Here is a 19,120-nt window from a genome sequence, read left to right as displayed (position 1 = left end):
AGGTGGAATGAAAGATGAATGTTTTTGGTTCAAAATTGACCAAACGGTATTTATCTATAACATTAATTGTTATTTTCTTTACTTTGTCGTTCCTTTATTGGCTCACGATACGTGTCATGGAAGGTTCATTTAGTGATCAGATTGCGTATCGGGATGAATTGATTGCCAGGACACTGAGCAAACGTATTAGTGATATTATTCAAAGTATGACGAGTGACTTACGGGTCGCCTCCGCATACGTTTTGAAAGTTACAGAGAAAAATAGAGATTTTTATTTGTCCGAGATGGAAAGAATGGTCGTTCAGCAACCTCTTTATTTGAGCATTCAAGCCTTTAATTCAGAAGGCAAGATTGTGGTTAAGGTTCCAGATGCCGTTTCTTTAGATGCTAAAAGCTTTGAAGATCTGCACAATTACCTTTCCTGGAGCAAAACCTACTACATTTCCGATATGATTACACTTGAGGATGGAAGAAAGTCTATTGCCATCGCATATCCTTCAATCGATGAAAATGGAATGTATAAAGGCGGGGTCGTAGCTTTCGTCAATTTGGAAATGCTTTCTGAATATCTAAAAGAATTGAAGATTGGTGAACTCGGGGTCAATGCGATCATTGACAGAGACGGCACAATAATCGGGCATAGTGAGCTGGAGACGATCGGTTTTTCTTTAAAAGAACACCCCATACGCGATTATCTGAATAAAGAAAAATTCGGCATATGGGAAGGTTCACTGTTTCATCAACACATGATTGCAGCGTATCGGCCTTTATCGATGATCGGATTCGGACTTATCGTAGGCGAACCAATTAAGCAGGCAATGCAATCGTCAATAGATGTCAGAATATTGCTGCTAAAGGGCTTCACAGCGGTATTATTTATTGCCGCTGGACTAACGGTCTTTTGGACAAATCGGGTGGTTCGTCCGATTATTCAATTAATGAAACAAGTAAAAGAATACAACCAAAATAAACAGAAGAATTTTGAACCTATTAAAACCAATGATGAAATAGAAGAATTATCAAGAACAATGGGGCAAATGGCTGGAGAGTTAAAAGAAAACGAGCGAAGGATGTTTTATATTCTTGAATCAATTCCTTACGCAATCATTACAACTGATAAAAATGGAAAAATTACTACATTTAACAGAGGAGCTGAGGAACTCACATTATTTAGCAGGGAAGAAGCGATTGGAAGGAATATTATTGATCTCCCTATTAAGGAAAATAAGGATGTTTTTCTTTCATGGAAAACGTTACAGGAAGGAAAAGAGTTTGATGACGTAGAAAGCTACATTTTTGATAAAAATAAAAAGAAACACGATGTAAAAATCCATTCTTCTTTATATCATGGAGAAGGTAATAAAGTAGTAGGGACGATCATAGTCATTAGAGATGTAAGTCATATAAAAAAATTAGAAGAATATTTAAGGCAAAGTGAACGATTAGCTTCCTTGGGACAACTGACAGCCGGAATAGCTCATGAAATAAAGAATCCGCTAAGTATCGTGCAAGCAGCTGCAGAAGCAATATCTATGGAAATCAAAGAGCTGCAATTTGAAAATAGCATCATTGCCGAGCTTACCAATGACATTTTAGAGACATCTCAAAGAATGAATCAATTACTCGTTAACTTTTTAAAACTATCGAAAGGTGAGGAAGATAACAACAAAGAAACTATAAATGTTATTGCTGTCATAGATGAGTTATTATCTCACTTAAGAAAAAAAATGAAAGATCAAGGGATTCAGGTCATCAAACAATATGCAGAGAAAAAAGTATATGTCCTTGCCAACCAAAACGGATTAACACAAGTGTTCCTAAATATTTTGATAAACAGTATGCAAGCTATGGAACAAGGAGGAACTTTGCTGATTAAAGTCGAAAAATTCGAAAAAAATTGCATGGTTCAAATAGAAGATAGCGGAGTCGGAATTCCAGCGTCAAAGCTTCCGTGGATTTTTAATCCTTTCTTTTCTACAAAGAGAGAAGGAACTGGATTAGGACTTTCTATAGCTCACGAAATTATTGTCCAGCATAACGGAAAAATATGGGCGGAAAGTGTGGAAGGGAGCGGTACTAGTTTGTACGTCCAACTTCCCAGATTAGAACAAATAGGTGATGGCAATGAGAAAAATCTTATTGGTTGATGACGAAGTGAAGCTTTTAAAAATTATTAGTTCCGCTTTAGAAAAAAAAGGATATCGTGTCTACACTGCACCTAATGGTTATGAAGCCAGAAGGACGTTTAATGAAAAGAATGCGGAAATTGTATTTCTTGATTTAATGCTTCCTGATATAAACGGGCTGGAGCTGCTGCAGGAGTTTAATCGTTTATATCCGCAAAAAGTTTATATTATCATGACTGCTTACGGGGATATTCCAAGCGCTGTCATCGCGATGAAGGAAGGAGCTTTTGATTACCTTGTAAAGCCGGTAAGATTGGATGAAATTGTCGTAGTAATTGAAAAAGCTTCACAATGGTTAAAGATGAAGGAAGAAAATCAGCTTTTAAAGGAAAAATTAATTGATATTGAGAAACAATCAGAATTGATCGGAACAAGCCTTGCCATGAAAAGAATTTTTCATCTTGTGGAGCGGGTAGCAAATACAGATGCGACAGTTCTGATTCAGGGGGAAAGCGGAACGGGAAAAAGTTTGATTGCAAAGATGATTCACGACCTTAGCGAGAGAAGCAAGGGGCCATTTGTATCAATAAATTGTGCAGCAATCCCGGAGCAACTACTAGAGAGTGAATTGTTTGGATATGAAAAAGGAGCTTTCACCGGCGCCAATTCGAGCCGTCCGGGGAAATTCGAAGCCGCAAATGGCGGTACAATTTTTTTGGATGAAATAAGTGAAATTTCCCCATCATTGCAGGCTAAACTTCTCCATGTCACACAGGAAAAATCCTATATGCGTTTAGGAAGCAGCACCATCAGAAATGTCGATATAAGGATTATATCTGCGACGAATCGAGATCTGAAAAAAATGGTGGAACAAGGGCGCTTTCGTGAAGACTTGTATTATCGGCTGCATGTTGTCGATATTTATATTCCGCCTTTACGAGAAAGGAAAGAAGATATACCGATACTTGCAGAAGAATTTTTGAATAGACAGCGGAAAAGGTATAATAAAAATTTCCAAATATCCAAAAAAATAATAGAAACTTTAACCCAATACCATTGGCCAGGCAATGTAAGAGAATTGGAAAACGCAATTGAAAGAGCTGTGGTCTTATGCCGTGATCAATGGCTATCCATCGAAGACTTCCCCAGAGAAATAAGAGACAGCAGGTATGAAAATCTTGTTCAAGAAAGCTTTCCAATTGAAAGTGAAAAGAATAAACCCCTTCCAGAAAAATTAGAAGAAATAGAAAAGCAATTCATCGTGCAGGCCTTAGAAGAATCAAACGGACAAGCAGCTTCTGCAGCCCGAAAACTAGGCATATCTCGACAAAGTCTTTTATATAAGATGAACAAATATTTAATTGACCCCAAATAATTGATTCAACATTGGAATGGAAGATTAATATTTTTGCAACAGTATTTGCTCTAACTTCCTCTTAATTGCAGTTTCATGTTAATCATAATAAAATTTCCTCGATCACATTTCAGCAGATTATGATTCCATTTCGTACTTCCAAAACACATAGTGTTCTTAGCTGATCGCCTTCTGCCCTAGCCATTCAGCTAAAAGCGTCATGTTAATAGCAATTAAGAAAGTAGTGTTTTGCAATTAAGCTTATGCATCAATTTTTACATATTTTCCACTATACATGGAGTGGCAGATTGATCGGCTTGTATGTCTGGCAAAGTCCTGAGGCTTTCAAGCATACGCGCAGAGGTCTCATGTCAAGCGACAAGATGTATGAAATGTTATACAACAAATTATTGAATACTTATTTACCATTTCATACATCTTTTAATTGTCAATAACAGCCTCCAAAATCCGGCTCTCGGTACATTTGAAAAAAGCTGTTGGGCATGCTGATGATCCTGCAACCATACAAAGCAGTTCCAGAAAGCCGATTCATTGCAATGTACGGGGTAGAAAAAGTCCAATTAAAAAAATAAATCGTTAGGTGTTGGTCTGATAATCAACACCTGATGATTTTTTTCAGGGGAGTTGTGAAAGTGTTATTTTTCGCTTTTCTTTCGCTCTTATCCATTGATCATTCAGAGGTTATGTTCGGATTGGCGGGCGGCGGTTAACCGATTGAAGTGTTAAAAGCTCTTAAAGGTGGATTTATCCAAAGCGGAAACGTGATCGTTCCTCGTCACGATCACGTTTCCGCATCGTTCAAAAGAAGTCCATATTAGCGACAAAAAATTGATGAGCATTTTATTCCCTAACATCACATAAAAGCGAGATTCTAAAGAAGTGGCGGATATCATTAATCCCTTAAACAGTTTTCCTTTCCTTGCCATGATAATGCGAAAGTTGACGACTATGGCATTTCTGTGTGATATCGATCAAATCACAACTCGTTCATTACGAATGACTACTCTGGTATGATGATTATTACTGATTCATAAATCAGCTTGAGATCTTCTGCCACTTCCAATTGATCTTTTTCCTGACACGACCAAGAGTATTACGGACTTTGTGAACGACACAACGCTGCACATCGGCTTTCGGATAAACAGCTTTAAAGGCTTCTTCCAGCCCCGTTAGTTCATCGAATACGCCCAGAATCACTTCCTTTACGCCTCTGTTGTATAGTTGTTGAAGAATCTCCTGCCATCCATAGGCACTATCCTTTCCTCCTACGAAAAAATCAAGAATTTCCCGATATCCTTCTTCGTTTACACCTAACACGGCATAAATAACTTCTTTTTCTACCGTATCTCGACGAAGTTTCACGTACAACCCATCCAAATATAAGACCGAATATCGCTTTTGTAGAGACGCGTATGCCATTTCTCGATGTCCTCCTTCACGACATCGGTCATACGACTGATCGTTGCAGGAGAATAAGCATTCCCTAAAATTCGTTCAATAAACTTGCCAATCTCACGTGTACTCATGCCACTTTGATACATCTTGATGACAGCTTCTTCGAGCCAGCCGGTATGGCGTTGGTAAGGGGGAAACAACTGCGTTTGAAATTCCCCGTTTCGGTCTCTTGGGACTAAAAGCCCTTCAATTCGGCCATATTGCGTATCTAGGTTTCGCTGATAGTAGCCGTTTCTCATATTTGATGTTCCAGTCTGTTCCATTTCGAGGAAATGTTTTATTTCTTCACGCATGATGAGTTCTAATTTTTCCTTTACAAACTGGCGAATCGCACTTTCCAGTTGATTGACCCAGTCCACATTCGGTATACTTTTAGACATAGGTAAGGTTCTCCTTTCTCTGGAATGTGTTTTTGTCCAAATCAGAGAATACCCTACCTTTTTCTTTTGGTCTAGCAAAATGCTTTACACAAACTTTTATACATCATCTTTCTATTGCACTAATTAAAAAAATTCGCAATAAACTTTTCTGCGCTTGTTAAAGAATCATTGACCATTTCTGTAACGGTTTCAATACCTTCTTCAATTTCGCGTCCCACTTTTTCTCCAAAGTCTTTCACGGTATCCTCTATCAACCATGACCCGACAATACCAACTCTTCACCTTGCCCATATTATTGAAGAGATTGAGCAGGTTCCGTTCGAAAGTAAAGAACAGTTTTTGCGTGATGTATTATTGATTGAAGTAAATTCCAGGCAGACAACGAAGATTGCTAGACTGATTAAAAAGGCTAGATTTAGAGAGCTTAAATGGCTTAAGGACTATGAGTGGACCGAGCAGCTGCACTTGCCAGCTACAACCTCGAAAGAGGAAATTTGCGATCTTCGTTTCATCAAGGAAAAGCAAAACCTACTACTTTTAGGGACACCGGGCACAGGGAAAACGCACTTAGGAACAGCATTGGGAGTAAAGGCCTGTGAAATGGGATATGAAGTGCGTTTCTTCCGGGTGGCTGATTTAGTAGCCCAATTAGAGGAAGCCTTGAAAGAGGGCACACTAAACCGGTTAAAACGCCAAATTGAGAAGTGCGACTTGCTTATATTGGAGAATTGGGCTACGTCCCTTTTCAAAAGCAAGGTTCTGAATTATTGTTTCATATTATCGCAGACTGTTATGAACATAAAAGCGTTATAGTGACATCTAACCTTGAATTTGGTCAATGGAATCGTGTTTTTGGGGATAACCGACTAACCTCTGCACTTGTGGACAGACTAGTGCATCATACACATGTCATAGCATTCACAGGGGAAAGTTACCGATTGAAAAATGCCCTTTCTTCTATAAAAACACAAGATGGTAATTAATGTAAAAATAGCTGCAAGCCTATGTAAATTTCGCTGCATTTTTCTGCACTTTTTGCTTGCAAAAAACAGCTGTTATCCATTTTACTAATTACACCCAAAGAATCCCCATTCTGATTAATCAATTTGAGAAAATTATTGCCTTTCCCACACACTCCCCAGAACAAACTCGGTGCATATGGATATTTTTCCATCAAATTTTGGAAATCTCACCTATTAACAAAACTCAGTCTCTCATTACTTTTAAAAATTATAAACAGTTGAAGTTAAATATTTCCTTTCATACACTTCATGAACAGTGTAAGAAGTCAGCTATTTTCATTACTCGGTATTGTTACCCATCACAATTTTCATTTTGGCTTAATCCAAAACAGAAAAAGATTAAAAGGGAAAGATTGAATTTATTTAATTAAAAATACACCTACGTTCTAGCGATATTAAAACTTTACAACCTTTGATAAAGAAGTTTGTCAACTTATATATGAAAAGACATCTTCCTCTTGAAATGGGTCGGAGATGAAAATTATATCAACGTGTCTAAAATCAACTTTCGCTATTGATAGATCATACATGAAAGAAAAACAAAGAAAAAGAAAGAAACATGCACACAGGATGTAGAATGCAACGAGGGTAAAGAATTCCATACCAGAATGTGTCCGAATGAATTATTTCCCAAAAGCTTGCAACTATGTTTTGGAGTGTAACATATTGTAAAGTAGAATTAATAGGGGATGAATTCTTATATGAGGGTAGCCTTTAAGTAGGTTACCTTTTCTTTATTAGATTTTACAAAAAAGAGAATAAAATGAACTATAAAATAAAATGTCAAAAATATAATTGACAATTAATGTATTTAGTAGTAAATTTTAATCAAAAATATAAGTTTTTTGTTAAAAAGAGAAAAAAATGAACAATAAAGGGTGTGGTTGTATACATAAATTTATTTGCGAAAAAGACTTGCGAACCGAACGTTTAGATCCGTATTTTTATCAAATTGAATTGGAATTGAAAAAGTGCTTAGAAAATAAACAAACCATTCCTTTGCGGATGTTATGTGAAGAAATTACAGATGGAACAAGAAACGCTACAGAATTTGTTGGTTATAAAACGAATGTCCCTTATATCCGTTTATCAAATATTGTGGATAAAAGATTAGTGCAGCAAGGGATGAAATACTTATTTGATTTAGATGGAATTGAGAAGAAAGCGGTTGTTAGGAAAGGGGATATTTTAATTTCAAAAATTGTCTCTATTCCTAAAATGGCTCTTGTTGATGAGACATATGATGGGGCTGTTATCAGTCCTGATATTATAAAAATTCGTCCTGTCGATCAACAAGCTCAAGCTGTATTAATGAAGTTTTTTTCTTCAAATATCGGGATGCTTTCATTAAAAAAAATGGCTGTTCCATCTATATTACCAAAAATTTCGCTTAAACAGTTAGAGGATTTAGTAGTTGTAATAGATGTACATCTTGAACAAGACGGTCGTAACCAACAAGCTATTTTAAAACAACAACTGCATAGTTTGTATGAATTTGAGTTAAATGAGCTGAACATGTCTCTACCGACAGAGTTTTGGGTCCAAAAACAACAACTGTCAACAGAGCGGTTGGATGTCGATTATTATCGTTATCATACTTCAAAAATGTTCGAACAATTGAAAAGTAAGATCAAAACCGAACGATGGGTGCAGTTAAAAGACGTTTGTGAAATAGTTAGTCATACTGTTAGTCCTGCACATTTTCATAATAAAGAAATTCGTTATATCGGATTTAAAAATATTGATACAAATTCGTACCGGATTATTTCGGCAGAGACCATATTATTCGAAAAAGTGAAAAGTCGCGCCCGATATGTATTGGAAGGAAATGACATCCTGCTTGGAATCGTCGGACCGTATATCGGAGAAGAGAATCAGCCCTTGGCTTTTGTAACTAGAGAGTACGAAGGAGCGCTAGCATCTAGTACGTTTGTGGTTTTACGTAATTTTAAATATTCGAATGCATATTTGTTGTGGTGTTTGTCCCATCCTTTAGTACGATTCCAGTTAAGGGCTAAGCGAAGAGGACAATGGCAAATGATGATAAGTATAGATGATCTTAAAAGAATTTACCTCCCGGTTGAATCACCTGAAAAGATCAATTTGATTGAAAATGTGGTGAAAAAATTCATTCATTAATCGGAGGGATATAAAAATGAGGTTACCATCATTATACGGATTTTATAAATACTATTTTAATTATCCTTTGAAAGGGAAAAAGAATTATGCGCTGGCAATAAGAGAGGCGGAAAGGCAAATTTGTGATGCTTTTGACCTAAGAGATGAATCGTGCATTACAGATTATGAACATCAATTATATCCTAGACAACTTACAATTTCTTTTTTAAAAAAACTATATCAATTAATGAATGACCATTACGATCAACCTATTTTTGATTTAGATTATCACAGAAATAGTATTCACATTCCAAAAGAGTTACTTAATAGCCGCATACAGCTAGATATTGATTTTGGGTACTTTTTTACGACCGTAATGCGGAAAAAATCATTCTACTTGAATATGGTAAATTAAATGATGTTTCTCATTGGATTCCAGTTTTCAAAACGTTGGTAACCTCATTTGAATTAACTTCTATGCTTCCAACAAATATTGAAACTATTGCATTTTGGGATTTATCAAAAGGACTCACTTATGAAGAAAGTTATAATAATGGAATTGCTGCACCTATTGAGCAAGTTCTTAAAATTGCTAGAAAAATTGTGAATGAAAGAAGGAGGGGTTAAATGATTTTATATGAATATTTAAAAACCCCAAAAACGATTGAACAGCTTGTGACGATTGCGCATGAAAATGAGTTATATTGGAATCGGGAACAAATGGAGTTGTTTGTGTGTTTGGATCCAAATATCATTCAAAATGAAGCGGGACTTTGGTCAGTGAAGCAAGATGAACGTCGGCAAATCATTTTAGCAGCGATTGAACGAGCATTACAAGGTCGCCCTATGACAAAAATTGATCCCGATGTTTTCGACCAGCTCCCTGCTGATGTCATTGTACCGCAAAGTGAAATTATTGATGTTGCCATTAGCAGCGGTAATTATGAATCACCGCGGGAAAATTTGCTCCGTGTAAAACGAAAATAGGGGGAAATAACGAATGGAAACGACAATTCAACAAGTACAAGAACAATTAAAAATGAAAGGATATGGTCAATTCTCTGAGCTTACTACAAATGAAGAAGATGGAACAATGATTTTCACAGCGACAGGGGATGACAAAGTCGTTTACGTGAAAATCTTTGAAAAAGACGCTGATTTATCATATGCGGTGCAACAATCTGCACTAATTGAAGCACAATATCATGAATCGGCTCCTGACTTTATTTGGGCCATGAATGGAGAGGTGAACTATTACGCCGATTGTATTGAATCTGAGCCAATTGCAGAAATTCCATCTATTGTAGATGTAACAAAAAAAGAAAAGAAAAAATTAACAAAACAAGAGCTTTGGTCACTTGAAATTTATTCTACACTGCAAAAACGGTTTGATAATTTACATGAGCGCCTTTACGGACCTGCTGGTGCCGATAATATTAGTTCTACGAACGAGGCGATCGATGAACTAAGTAAGTTGCTGTTTATGGAAATTTTCCGTCTCCATCACCCAGACTATGTGTTAGAAGAAGGAGAAAATGCAGGTTTAAAGTTATTTGACATTTTAAAGCATGAGTACATAAGGCTGCATGGAAAAGAAGCAGTAAAACAAATTAAAGCGGCTTTTAAAGAAATAAAAAATCACGACGACTATGTAGCAATCAACGACAAAGGTGAGAAGTGTTATATCTTTAACGAAGAAGAATATATTAAGTTGGAAAATCCAGCAAACTATGTTGCCGCATTCGAAACGTTCCAAGAACTCGGTGAGTTTGAAGATGATAACGGAGTAGTTAAAAAGGCGACATTATTAGATGTAACCGCTGATATTTTGGGACGTCTATACGATGTGTTGCTACGCGGAAAATATGACAGCAAAGTGGGGCAAGCAACGTATTTGACACCGCGTCAAGTAACGGAAGCAATGGTAGATATGGTAATGCACGATATAACATCGAATCCAAAAGAAGCAGCCAAATTGCTAGAAACGGATGAAAATGGGAATCCGACCTTCCGTGTCCTTGACCCGACTTGCGGATCTGGAGGATTTTTAATTAATGCCTTTGAGGCAATAAAAAGGTACTTTACGAGAGAATTTGCTGGGATTCAAAAAGAAAAGATAATAGAGCATTTAGAAAAAATGAAAGAGCATAGCTTTGTTGGTGCAGACAAAGCACGAAGCATGGTTCTTAAAGCACGTTTGAATTTGGCGATGCATGGATTACCAAAAGCTCCGATTTTCTGGGTAAGCGACTCGCTAATGACCGATTCATTGCAACCTGAAACATTTGATGTGATCATCACAAACCCGCCGTTCGGCTCCGGGTCTGTATCGAATAAAACAGAAGAAGGTAAAGCAATTCTAGAACGTTACACATCCGGAATTGCCGAAGACAGAAAACCGATGAAAAAAGGTTTATGTCTTGGAGCAAAGCCAAATAACAGAGGGGTATGGAAGCAAGTCAATACCATAGACCAAGCTGTGTTATTCATTGACCGGAATTTAGAGCTATTAAAACCGGGCGGTTATTTGATTATCGTTCTTCCAGACGGCATTTTAAGTAACGCAAGCTATAAACATGTGCGTGAGTATTTAATGGGTAAGAAAAATGAAGTGACAGGCGAGTTTGAAGGCGGCCGGGCGATTGTGAAAGCCGTTGTTTCATTACCGACAGTTACATTCCAATTATCTGGTACAGGTGCGAAAACATCATTCCTCTATATTAAAAAGAAAGAACACGAAAACGAAAAACAAGGACCTGTGTTTATGGCGGTTGCGGAAGAAATTGGATTTGATGTAAAAAATAAAGTCGAAGTGCAACTTGGAAATGACAGAAATGATTTGTTGAAAACTGTTGAGACGTATAAAAAAGGTTTGTAAAAATGAGTTAAAAATGTAAGTAACTGTTTGCTTAGGAAGGCTGATACTATGAATAAACTTTTTAAGGTTGTTTTAAATAGACCAATTGTTCAGTGGGTTGAACCTACAGCTTTAGAAATAAATTTGGATAACAATTACTATTTACCAAAGTATCTGGAAACAAGAGAGATTCTTCTTAATTCCGGACTCGAAATAAAAACTCTCTCGACGTTAGTTAACAACGATGGTTTTATCACTGGTAGTACTCCGGATTACAAAGAGGAAGAAATAAAAGAGGGGGCTGTATTACTAAAGACTGTAAATGTTGAGAGGAATGAACTGAATACATCTAAACTGTTTTATATAAATAAAGAAAATCATCAAAAATTAAAAAGGAGTCAGTTGAATAAAGGGGATTTGGTAATTACTGTTATAGGTGCAACAGATGAAGTTATTGGGAGAACAATCGTGTATGACGGTCGGTTTAAAAATGCTAACATTACCCAGAGTTTAGCTAAGTTTAGAGTAAGAGAGACGTATGATGAATTCTTTGTATCTACATTTTTGAATTCTAAATATGGGCATAATTTAATTCTACAAATGTCATCATCATCAACACGTCGTTACGTTAATAATACAGAGCTAGGGCAAATATTAGTACCTATTCCGAGTATTGAGATTCAAAAGTACATCGGCAACAAAGTCCGAAAAGCGGAAGAGTTGCGGGAAGAAGCGAAGCGGTTGAAGAGTAGAGCAAAAGAAATAATGTATAACGAAATTTTACAAATTAGCAAGGATGAATTAGTGATTGAGGAACGACTATTCAAATGGGTTAAAAATGGATTTATAGATCCATTACGTTTAGACGCTGAGTATTATAAGGATAAGTTTCTTAAAGCTGAGGAAATTATTAAAAGACATAAACACACGACTTTAGGAGAATTAGCAGAGGAAATACAAGATGGTCCAGGTGGTTGGGCTATTAGTACAAATGATTATACTAATGAAGGAATTCCAGTTATTCGCGGAGTTAATATAAGTGAAGACGGAGAGTTCATAAACGAAGGTTTTGTATATATATCAAAAGAAAAAAATAATGATTTGAGGAAAACTCAAGTTACCCCTGGACAAGTACTTCTCTCAGTTAGGGGTACGATTGGAAAATCAACAGTCCTACCTGATTATATTCCAATAGCAAATCTGAATGCAGCTGTTGTAAGAATTAAGCTTAAGGAAAATAGTATTGACCCATACTATTTATCTGGTTTCCTTAATTCTGAAATTGGTAGACTACAAACATCACGAATAGCCAACGGTGCTGTACAGCAAAATATGAACCTTACTGAGTGTAAGTCAATTTTAATTCCTATTCCATCTATTGAATTACAAAAGAAATATAGAGAAGTTTTTGTAAAATATATCAAAAAACTTGACTTATCAAAAAAACTTATTTTTGAAGCTAAACAAGACGTCGAAGATTTAATCGAAGGCAAGTTCGATGAGTCGAAAATTTCCGAAGGAGTGTGAAGGCACTCATTCTTTTCTAGGAGGTGAATGCGTTGGAGTTGAAAAGGTTACATAGTCATTTAGAGAAGCTGTATCACCATGGTGAAACGGCTTATGTCGATGAGCTTGAGCTGTTTGTTAGAAAAGGTCTTTTATATGTGCGTGAGAAAAAGGCAGTGATCACGAACAATTGGATTGCGTTTGTGAAGCGGTTTCCGAATCAAAATGATTTTTTTCATACATTGATTTGCTTTGATGAGTCGTATCAACAATACTTGTTGAAAACATCTTTGTTAACGGTATTAAAAATGCGTGAAACAGAGGATTTGGACGGAATTGTTGATTTCGTTCATAAAATGCCAAAGTTTGCGGGGGAAATCGTAAAAATATTAGATGAGTTGAAAAGTGGTGAACGGTACGAAACGGAATCTTTAGAGCAACATGTAAAGGAAGTTGAGCCCCTTTTTCGCGAGCGCAATCATTTGATTTTTAACGGGGCACCGTATTATCAGCGTATTATTTACTATCTAACCCATATCCAGCAGTATCAACAAGAAGCGGTTGAACAAGACGAACCGCTCGGTACAAAAATTGATGAACAATGGATAAAAGGGCGAAAGATAGCTGCTAACTTGCAGTTACCACCGTTAAAAGATAAACCGCTTGCGGTATTAGCTCCGCAAGAACCAGACATTGTTTTAAAAAATCCGTTATTTAAACATATTTTTACCCATCCTTGGAACTTATTTATTTTCCTTTGTTGCATTGTTCGCGAGCAGACGGAGGCGCAAGGGATGACGACCGTTCGGTTTCATGCGGTGAACGACGAAGTTGACGTTATTTTAATGTCGTCAAAAAAACAAGAATATCGTTACGGAACGATCAATGATTTCGTTTTAGAGTTTTGTAAAGTGAGCAACTATCAACTATTCCCAAACGAAATCGCTCGTTTAGAAACAATATTCCATCATTTGCATGATCGCGGTTTTTTAACGATTGTCGATGAAGAATATCGCATTCCGAGCCATATTGAAGATGAGTTATACAATACAAGATTGTTTATTTCGCTGATGGCAGGAAGCAAACAGCTCCGCAAGCGGATCGAACAGTGGATTGATGAATTGAGGGACAGAGGATGAAGCAAATCAAACTATCGATTGAGCGATTTTGGATTGAGCCAGGAAATTTTGAGAGATGGTGTGAGTTGTTATCGCGCATTCCCGAAAAAACCGAAGCGTGCTCAATCAAGGAAATCGCAAAATTATATTTAGGAAAAGATGTGGAAGAAAAAGATAAAAAGCTAGACCGTTCCAAAGAATTATTTGGACTACATGGTTATGAGTACGCAAAACTTTCGCGGAATTTTGAAATTAAAGGTGTCCATTTCCTAACAAGAACAGACGATGGATATTTGATTCGTACAGAGGAAGCAAATGGACTTGTAGCTGCGTACGAACAAAAACACGGATGGGAATTGTTGCTTGCAAAACAACTATTGCGATATTCGCCAAGAACACGAGTCATCATGCATTTATTGTTGAATGATGGTTTATTTGAAACAAACGGTCACTCGCTCGAACAGCTAAGCAAGTGGACATTGCGATTTGCCGATGCTCTGTATCATCCGTTTTCAAGCAATCCAGATCTTAATGATATGAACTTTCTTCTTCATGCTTTTAAAAATGAAGCATTAGGGAAAGATTGGCATGACATTCTTGCTCAAGAAGAAATTGAATTAGATGAAGATTGGATGTTTGTTGGCTCAAGCGGTAAAGAGCCGGCAAAAACAAATATTTCTTCGTTTATGCGCGCACCGATGCAATTATTTGCTTATTTAGATTGGTTTATCGAAGCTGATGTCGGAATCATCATTTTAAATAAAGAAAAGATGTTGGAGCATATCGATTCACATTTTTTATTTTCATTTACGAACGTTCAGAGTATATCAGAAATCGAATGGTTAAAGAAAAAAGTGGACGAAGAGCAGGATGATCGCGGTTTTGTTGCGATTGAACCGTTACTTCGTAAGCTGATGGAGCGTTTTTATCCAACATGGGAACAAGGGCTTGCGCGCTTTGTCGATTATTATATGACAAAAGGTATTCGTGAAGGTTTGTTTTATATTGCTGATTATGAATCAGGCCAGCCGAGACATGGAAGGGGTTATTTAGGTAAACGAGAATACCAATTATTAAAACTTGAATTTCAACGATAAAGGGGTTGAAAAGATGAGCAAATCTGTCTGGTTAAAAGATGGAGTTTCCACATTTCCGGTTCAACAGCCAATGGTCGGTCAGCGTGAATTTTATGATGCGTTTAAAGAGTATTTACAAGATTTAAAGTCAGCACCAATGGCGCGAGTTTTTACATTGATTGCTAAATGGGGAATTGGTAAATCGCGTATTGCTTATGAATTAGTGAGCGAATCGCTTGGAATTGATAAAGGATGGACGATTCGTGACCAATCAGGTCAACTGCAAAAAGTCCGGTTATTAAAGCCAGATTTCGCTGATGGCATTTTACCTATTTATATCCGCTATGAACAAATGCATGAGGACCTTCTTTATGGGGAGAACTGGGTCGGTTATGGAGCGTATGTAGCGTTAGCAAAATTAGCGGAACAACAACCTGCCCGCACGATTCAAGGTTTGATTGTGAAACATATTCAAGACCATTTTCTCCCGCTTGGTTTTTCACCGGCAAAATTGGCAGAGGCAATTGAGTTAGGACAACATGAAACCGATGATTTGCTGCAGCATCTTGATCAGCTTGATCAACTTGTGCAAAATGGTTTAGCTTACTTAAAATCGTTTGGCATCGAACATTTAATGGTGATTGTCGATGAAGTGGAATCCGAATACGAATTATTTATGGATGGGATTCAAGAACAAAGTGAAGAGCGGAAAAAGAAACTAGACGGTGATGCGATTAAAGTGATCACATCAGCGATTAAACATGAAGATAGCCGCACTCGCCATCCTAATGTCTCTTTCTTGCTGCTTTGTTCTCCGGCCATCGGCGATCAAATTAAAGCGCTCGAGGCGCTTGCTCGTCGTTTAGATAAATTAGAAATCAATCAAAACTCCTATGCAGATATTAGCGATTATATCGCATCGTTACAACAAAGTGGAAAATTACGTGAATATCCTGCTGGGCTTGTTGAAGCAGCTTACACGATTGCTGCGGGAAACTTTGGTTGGCTAAATGTAATTATGGCTCATTGTGATCAATATCTTGAGCAGCATCCAGACAAGGAAACAGGTGAAATTTTACAAGACTTAGCTTATTCAGTGCCGCGTTTTAAAGAAAGTTTAATCGACCATTCCCAGCTAGATTACATTGATACAAAGCCAGTGCATATTCCGTTTGTGAAAAAAGCATTATTACGGCAGCTGCCATATCCGAAAGATTATTATAGTGAGGAAGAACAACAAATTTTATTATCAGCGAAACATATTGAAGGCATACCATTATTTAAAGAGTTTGTCGCTTTGCCGCTTGCGAAAAATGATTTAGGTTTTTATCTTGTGCAAAACAAATATAAAGCTGAATCTGATCATTTATTCGTGAATGAAACGACGGGTGAATCATTTAGTTTAGATGTCCTCTTGCGCAGTCTTGAAACGTTCTCAATTAATGCACCTAAAGGTTCTTTTATTGTCGGAAAAGAACGGGAAACGTTTTTAGCGCAAGTGCGCATGCTTTATCCAAAAGACGAAGTCGTTGAAGCAGCTGAGCTTTTATATACGTATCTTGAGCAACGAATGAAAACAGAGCAATTCGAAACATATATTGGTCCAAATTTTGCGTTCCTTGAGCGGTTAAATCGTCGCTATGCCATCAAAACAGGTATTGCGAACTATTTATTAAATGAAGAAAAAGATCAACAGCTTCAACAACATTTAAACGAATTGGCGAAACAATATGATAAAGATGGAGAAATTCAACGTCTTCTTCTTGGTTTTGCAAGAGCCATTGAGCAAGACTATCCAGACGTGCAAACAATTCAAGTAAAAGGAAATAAATGTGGGCTCCGTATAAAAGTAACGAATCATCTATATTTAGGAGTTCATCCGAAAAAAATTGTCGACATTATTTGGGCTAGCAAACTAGCTTCTTTGCACGATCTTGTTGACAGCAAATTACTAGATAGCGGAAATCACCCGATTATCATTTTGGCACCGACCGCTGATGCGGAAACAGAAATCGATGATATAAAACGAAAGTATGAGCGGCTCGGCCGTTGCTTGCTCTTTTTCCAAGTGACGAATTTGCAGAAGAAAGTATTAGAAGCGTTATCGGTTGAGCGTGAGATGATGGATATCCGCAAGTCAGCCCATCAATTAGCGCAGCCATTCCGCGCAAAAATTCGTGCGATTACAGATGAAATTACAAGAATCGCACGAACTTGGTTTGAATGGGTCGATAAAACAGGCTATGTGTTACGCCCAATTGTTTTTACAAAATCAGAAGAAGACTATCTTCCGGTATTAGCGGAAGGATATGCGAAAATGATTATTCACGATGCAACAATTGCCGAACTAGGGGCAAAGCAAGGCGTAAAATTTATAGACAGCGAAGATTTTACTCACTTTCAACATGCTTTAAAAGCGACGAAAGTTCCGGCTAAATTAGATAAGGACGGTTATCGAGGTACGGGGTTATTTATTCAAAATCACGAAAATGATCAATATGAAGTGCAAATTCCAAGTACGTTTGCCTCTTTAATGTCGTTTATTGGCCATCGTCGTGTAACATATAAAGAGATTGAAGATGCGTTTTTCTTTAGTTCTGTTGATGCCATTAAGCCGGCAAAAATCGTTGAGCAATGGATAACGTTTATGCAAGCGCTAAAAGTCGTGAGAACCATCAACAATACTCATGTGGAAAATGTTACTTCATATACGTTGGAAGCGAAAAGAGATAAAATTGAACAGTGGTATGAAAAAGAATACGATCAACTCGTTGATCAGTTCAAGGAAACGTTTAAAGGACCTCGACTCGATTTGCTGAAGGGATATAAAAGACACGGAAGCTTAAGAAAAATTAACGAAGCTTTGCATAATATCGATTTAAAGCTATTGCAAGTTCATACAAACAACCACCTTATTATTTGGAAAGAGCAATTAAGTTATTTACAGCAATTCCATGATGAGTGCAACTTCATTTTTGATGAAGAAAAATGGAATACACTTCAACCAAACGAGCGAAACTTTGAGAATCTCACATTAGATGGAAAAGATATGCCGATTTGGAAAAAGATAAAAATTGTACAACAATTTCATGATTATGTGTCAACGATTCAAAAGGACATTCTTGCAAAAATTCAAGAAAAAGTAGAGGAAATGAAAAACACAAACGAGTATAAAGGTTATTATATACCAATTTCACCGTTTACGTATGTACTTGAATTATATAAAAACGAAATTGAAAATGCGATGAATCATGTAAAATCTTCGCAACTGCGAACAATGGTATCAAATGAAGAAACGTTGGCACATCATCTGTCTCTAGGAAATTATAAAGAAGCAATTGATCGGTTAAATATCATTATCTCACAAATCGGCTTAAAGAAAGTGGAGCATACAAAGGTAGATTGGAAAGAGAGAAGCGGTATTATCGGCCGTTATTATGATTTAAAAGATAAATTTGTACAAATGGTAGACCTTTTTGTAGAATCAAAACCGAAAGTCGAGAAATGGATTGCTTATTATGAAAATAGTGATGCCGATGTGAAACGTGAGGTAGGGATTGTTGAGCTTTCCACACTATTTGACAAGTTAACCGTATTTTTAGAATCTGGTTTCGAAGAAGAGGTTGACGATATTTGTATCGCAAAGAAAGAAAATGCGATGACACTTATTGATGAAACGGAAAAGTTGTTGCAAGAACGAAAAAACGATATGACGGATTTAATTGCCCAAGTAACAAAAGTGGAAAATACGACAAAGAAAAAGCGAAATCAATATTTCGATGAGTTATTAATTGATGCGGTGAACCGCCTGTTCCGTCTGCAGCATCAACCGCTATATCAAGCAGACTTAAGTGCACCGATTCAAGAAGCAACTTATAAAGAAACAATAGATAAAGTACAGATGGAAATGAAACAATTAGAAACATATGCCCATCAGTTTTTTGCGGAACATGCCAAATTTGTGCAATTTGAGTTTTATAAAGAAGTGGTTGACCGCAAAGGAGAGTTAGACTGGACTAATTACCAAAAAGAAAAAGAAGAGCTTGAGCAAATCGGATTGATTCGGACAAAAGTGGAGGTTCTCTAA

At 36.9% G+C, this 19,120-nt stretch carries 11 protein-coding genes and 2 pseudogenes; 12 read left to right on the top strand and 1 reads right to left on the bottom strand.

What is annotated here, in order from left to right:
* Positions 1 to 14: 14 nt before the first annotated feature.
* On the top strand, positions 15 to 2,147 hold the full coding sequence (locus ACVIJU_RS11170) for an ATP-binding protein (protein WP_456687618.1): 2,133 nt from the start codon (positions 15 to 17) through the stop codon (positions 2,145 to 2,147).
* Positions 2,125 to 3,501, top strand: a complete 1,377-nt coding sequence (locus ACVIJU_RS11165) for a sigma-54-dependent transcriptional regulator (RefSeq protein ID WP_456687617.1) — start codon at positions 2,125 to 2,127, stop codon at positions 3,499 to 3,501. Before ACVIJU_RS11170 ends, ACVIJU_RS11165 begins: the two co-directional genes overlap by 23 nt.
* A gap of 1,024 nt (positions 3,502 to 4,525) precedes the next feature.
* On the opposite strand, the pseudogene ACVIJU_RS11160 reads toward ACVIJU_RS11165, so the two are convergent.
* Positions 4,526 to 5,336: pseudogene (locus ACVIJU_RS11160) on the bottom strand (IS256 family transposase); the annotation flags it as partial.
* Positions 5,337 to 5,504: 168 nt separating this feature from the next.
* Between ACVIJU_RS11160 and istB the strand changes: the two are divergent.
* From istB to ACVIJU_RS11110, 10 genes and pseudogenes are all read left to right on the top strand, one after another.
* Positions 5,505 to 6,319 (top strand): annotated as a pseudogene (gene istB, locus ACVIJU_RS11155) (IS21-like element helper ATPase IstB).
* A gap of 56 nt (positions 6,320 to 6,375) precedes the next feature.
* Positions 6,376 to 6,729 (top strand): competence protein ComK, encoded by a 354-nt coding sequence (locus ACVIJU_RS11150; protein WP_456687616.1) that lies wholly within the window; start codon positions 6,376 to 6,378, stop codon positions 6,727 to 6,729.
* 493 nt (positions 6,730 to 7,222) lie between these two features.
* On the top strand, positions 7,223 to 8,497 hold the full coding sequence (locus ACVIJU_RS11145) for a hypothetical protein (RefSeq protein WP_456687615.1): 1,275 nt from the start codon (positions 7,223 to 7,225) through the stop codon (positions 8,495 to 8,497).
* A gap of 16 nt (positions 8,498 to 8,513) precedes the next feature.
* Positions 8,514 to 8,891: a hypothetical protein gene (locus tag ACVIJU_RS11140; protein WP_456687614.1), complete on the top strand. Its 378-nt coding sequence runs from the start codon at positions 8,514 to 8,516 to the stop codon at positions 8,889 to 8,891.
* 212 nt (positions 8,892 to 9,103) lie between these two features.
* Positions 9,104 to 9,463 carry a hypothetical protein gene (locus ACVIJU_RS11135; RefSeq protein ID WP_456687613.1) on the top strand — a complete coding sequence of 120 codons (360 nt, stop codon included), beginning with the start codon at positions 9,104 to 9,106 and terminating at the stop codon, positions 9,461 to 9,463.
* Between the two features lie 13 nt (positions 9,464 to 9,476).
* Positions 9,477 to 11,354 (top strand): HsdM family class I SAM-dependent methyltransferase, encoded by a 1,878-nt coding sequence (locus ACVIJU_RS11130; RefSeq protein ID WP_456687612.1) that lies wholly within the window; start codon positions 9,477 to 9,479, stop codon positions 11,352 to 11,354.
* A gap of 48 nt (positions 11,355 to 11,402) precedes the next feature.
* Positions 11,403 to 12,860, top strand: coding sequence for a restriction endonuclease subunit S (locus tag ACVIJU_RS11125; RefSeq protein WP_456687611.1), 1,458 nt, complete (start codon positions 11,403 to 11,405; stop codon positions 12,858 to 12,860).
* A 32-nt stretch (positions 12,861 to 12,892) separates the two neighbouring features.
* Positions 12,893 to 13,978 carry a hypothetical protein gene (locus ACVIJU_RS11120; protein ID WP_456687610.1) on the top strand — a complete coding sequence of 362 codons (1,086 nt, stop codon included), beginning with the start codon at positions 12,893 to 12,895 and terminating at the stop codon, positions 13,976 to 13,978.
* Positions 13,975 to 15,054, top strand: coding sequence for a hypothetical protein (locus ACVIJU_RS11115; RefSeq protein WP_456687609.1), 1,080 nt, complete (start codon positions 13,975 to 13,977; stop codon positions 15,052 to 15,054). The genes ACVIJU_RS11120 and ACVIJU_RS11115 overlap by 4 nt, the downstream gene beginning before the upstream one ends.
* Before the next feature lie 13 nt (positions 15,055 to 15,067).
* Positions 15,068 to 19,120, top strand: a complete 4,053-nt coding sequence (locus ACVIJU_RS11110; protein WP_456687608.1) for a hypothetical protein — start codon at positions 15,068 to 15,070, stop codon at positions 19,118 to 19,120.

This window comes from Aeribacillus sp. SP014 (assembly GCF_054055575.1).
This window is presented reverse-complemented; position numbering and strand designations above follow the sequence as displayed.

Excerpts from the sequence above, each read along its gene's own strand:
- ACVIJU_RS11170 (WP_456687618.1), top strand. The coding sequence starts at position 15 with ATGAATGTTTTTGGTTCAAAATTGACCAAACGGTATTTATCTATAACA.
- ACVIJU_RS11165 (WP_456687617.1), top strand. The coding sequence starts at position 2,125 with ATGAGAAAAATCTTATTGGTTGATGACGAAGTGAAGCTTTTAAAAATT.
- ACVIJU_RS11145 (WP_456687615.1), top strand. The coding sequence starts at position 7,223 with ATGAACAATAAAGGGTGTGGTTGTATACATAAATTTATTTGCGAAAAA.
- ACVIJU_RS11140 (WP_456687614.1), top strand. The coding sequence starts at position 8,514 with ATGAGGTTACCATCATTATACGGATTTTATAAATACTATTTTAATTAT.
- ACVIJU_RS11135 (WP_456687613.1), top strand. The coding sequence starts at position 9,104 with ATGATTTTATATGAATATTTAAAAACCCCAAAAACGATTGAACAGCTT.
- ACVIJU_RS11130 (WP_456687612.1), top strand. The coding sequence starts at position 9,477 with ATGGAAACGACAATTCAACAAGTACAAGAACAATTAAAAATGAAAGGA.
- ACVIJU_RS11125 (WP_456687611.1), top strand. The coding sequence starts at position 11,403 with ATGAATAAACTTTTTAAGGTTGTTTTAAATAGACCAATTGTTCAGTGG.
- ACVIJU_RS11115 (WP_456687609.1), top strand. The coding sequence starts at position 13,975 with ATGAAGCAAATCAAACTATCGATTGAGCGATTTTGGATTGAGCCAGGA.
- ACVIJU_RS11110 (WP_456687608.1), top strand. The coding sequence starts at position 15,068 with ATGAGCAAATCTGTCTGGTTAAAAGATGGAGTTTCCACATTTCCGGTT.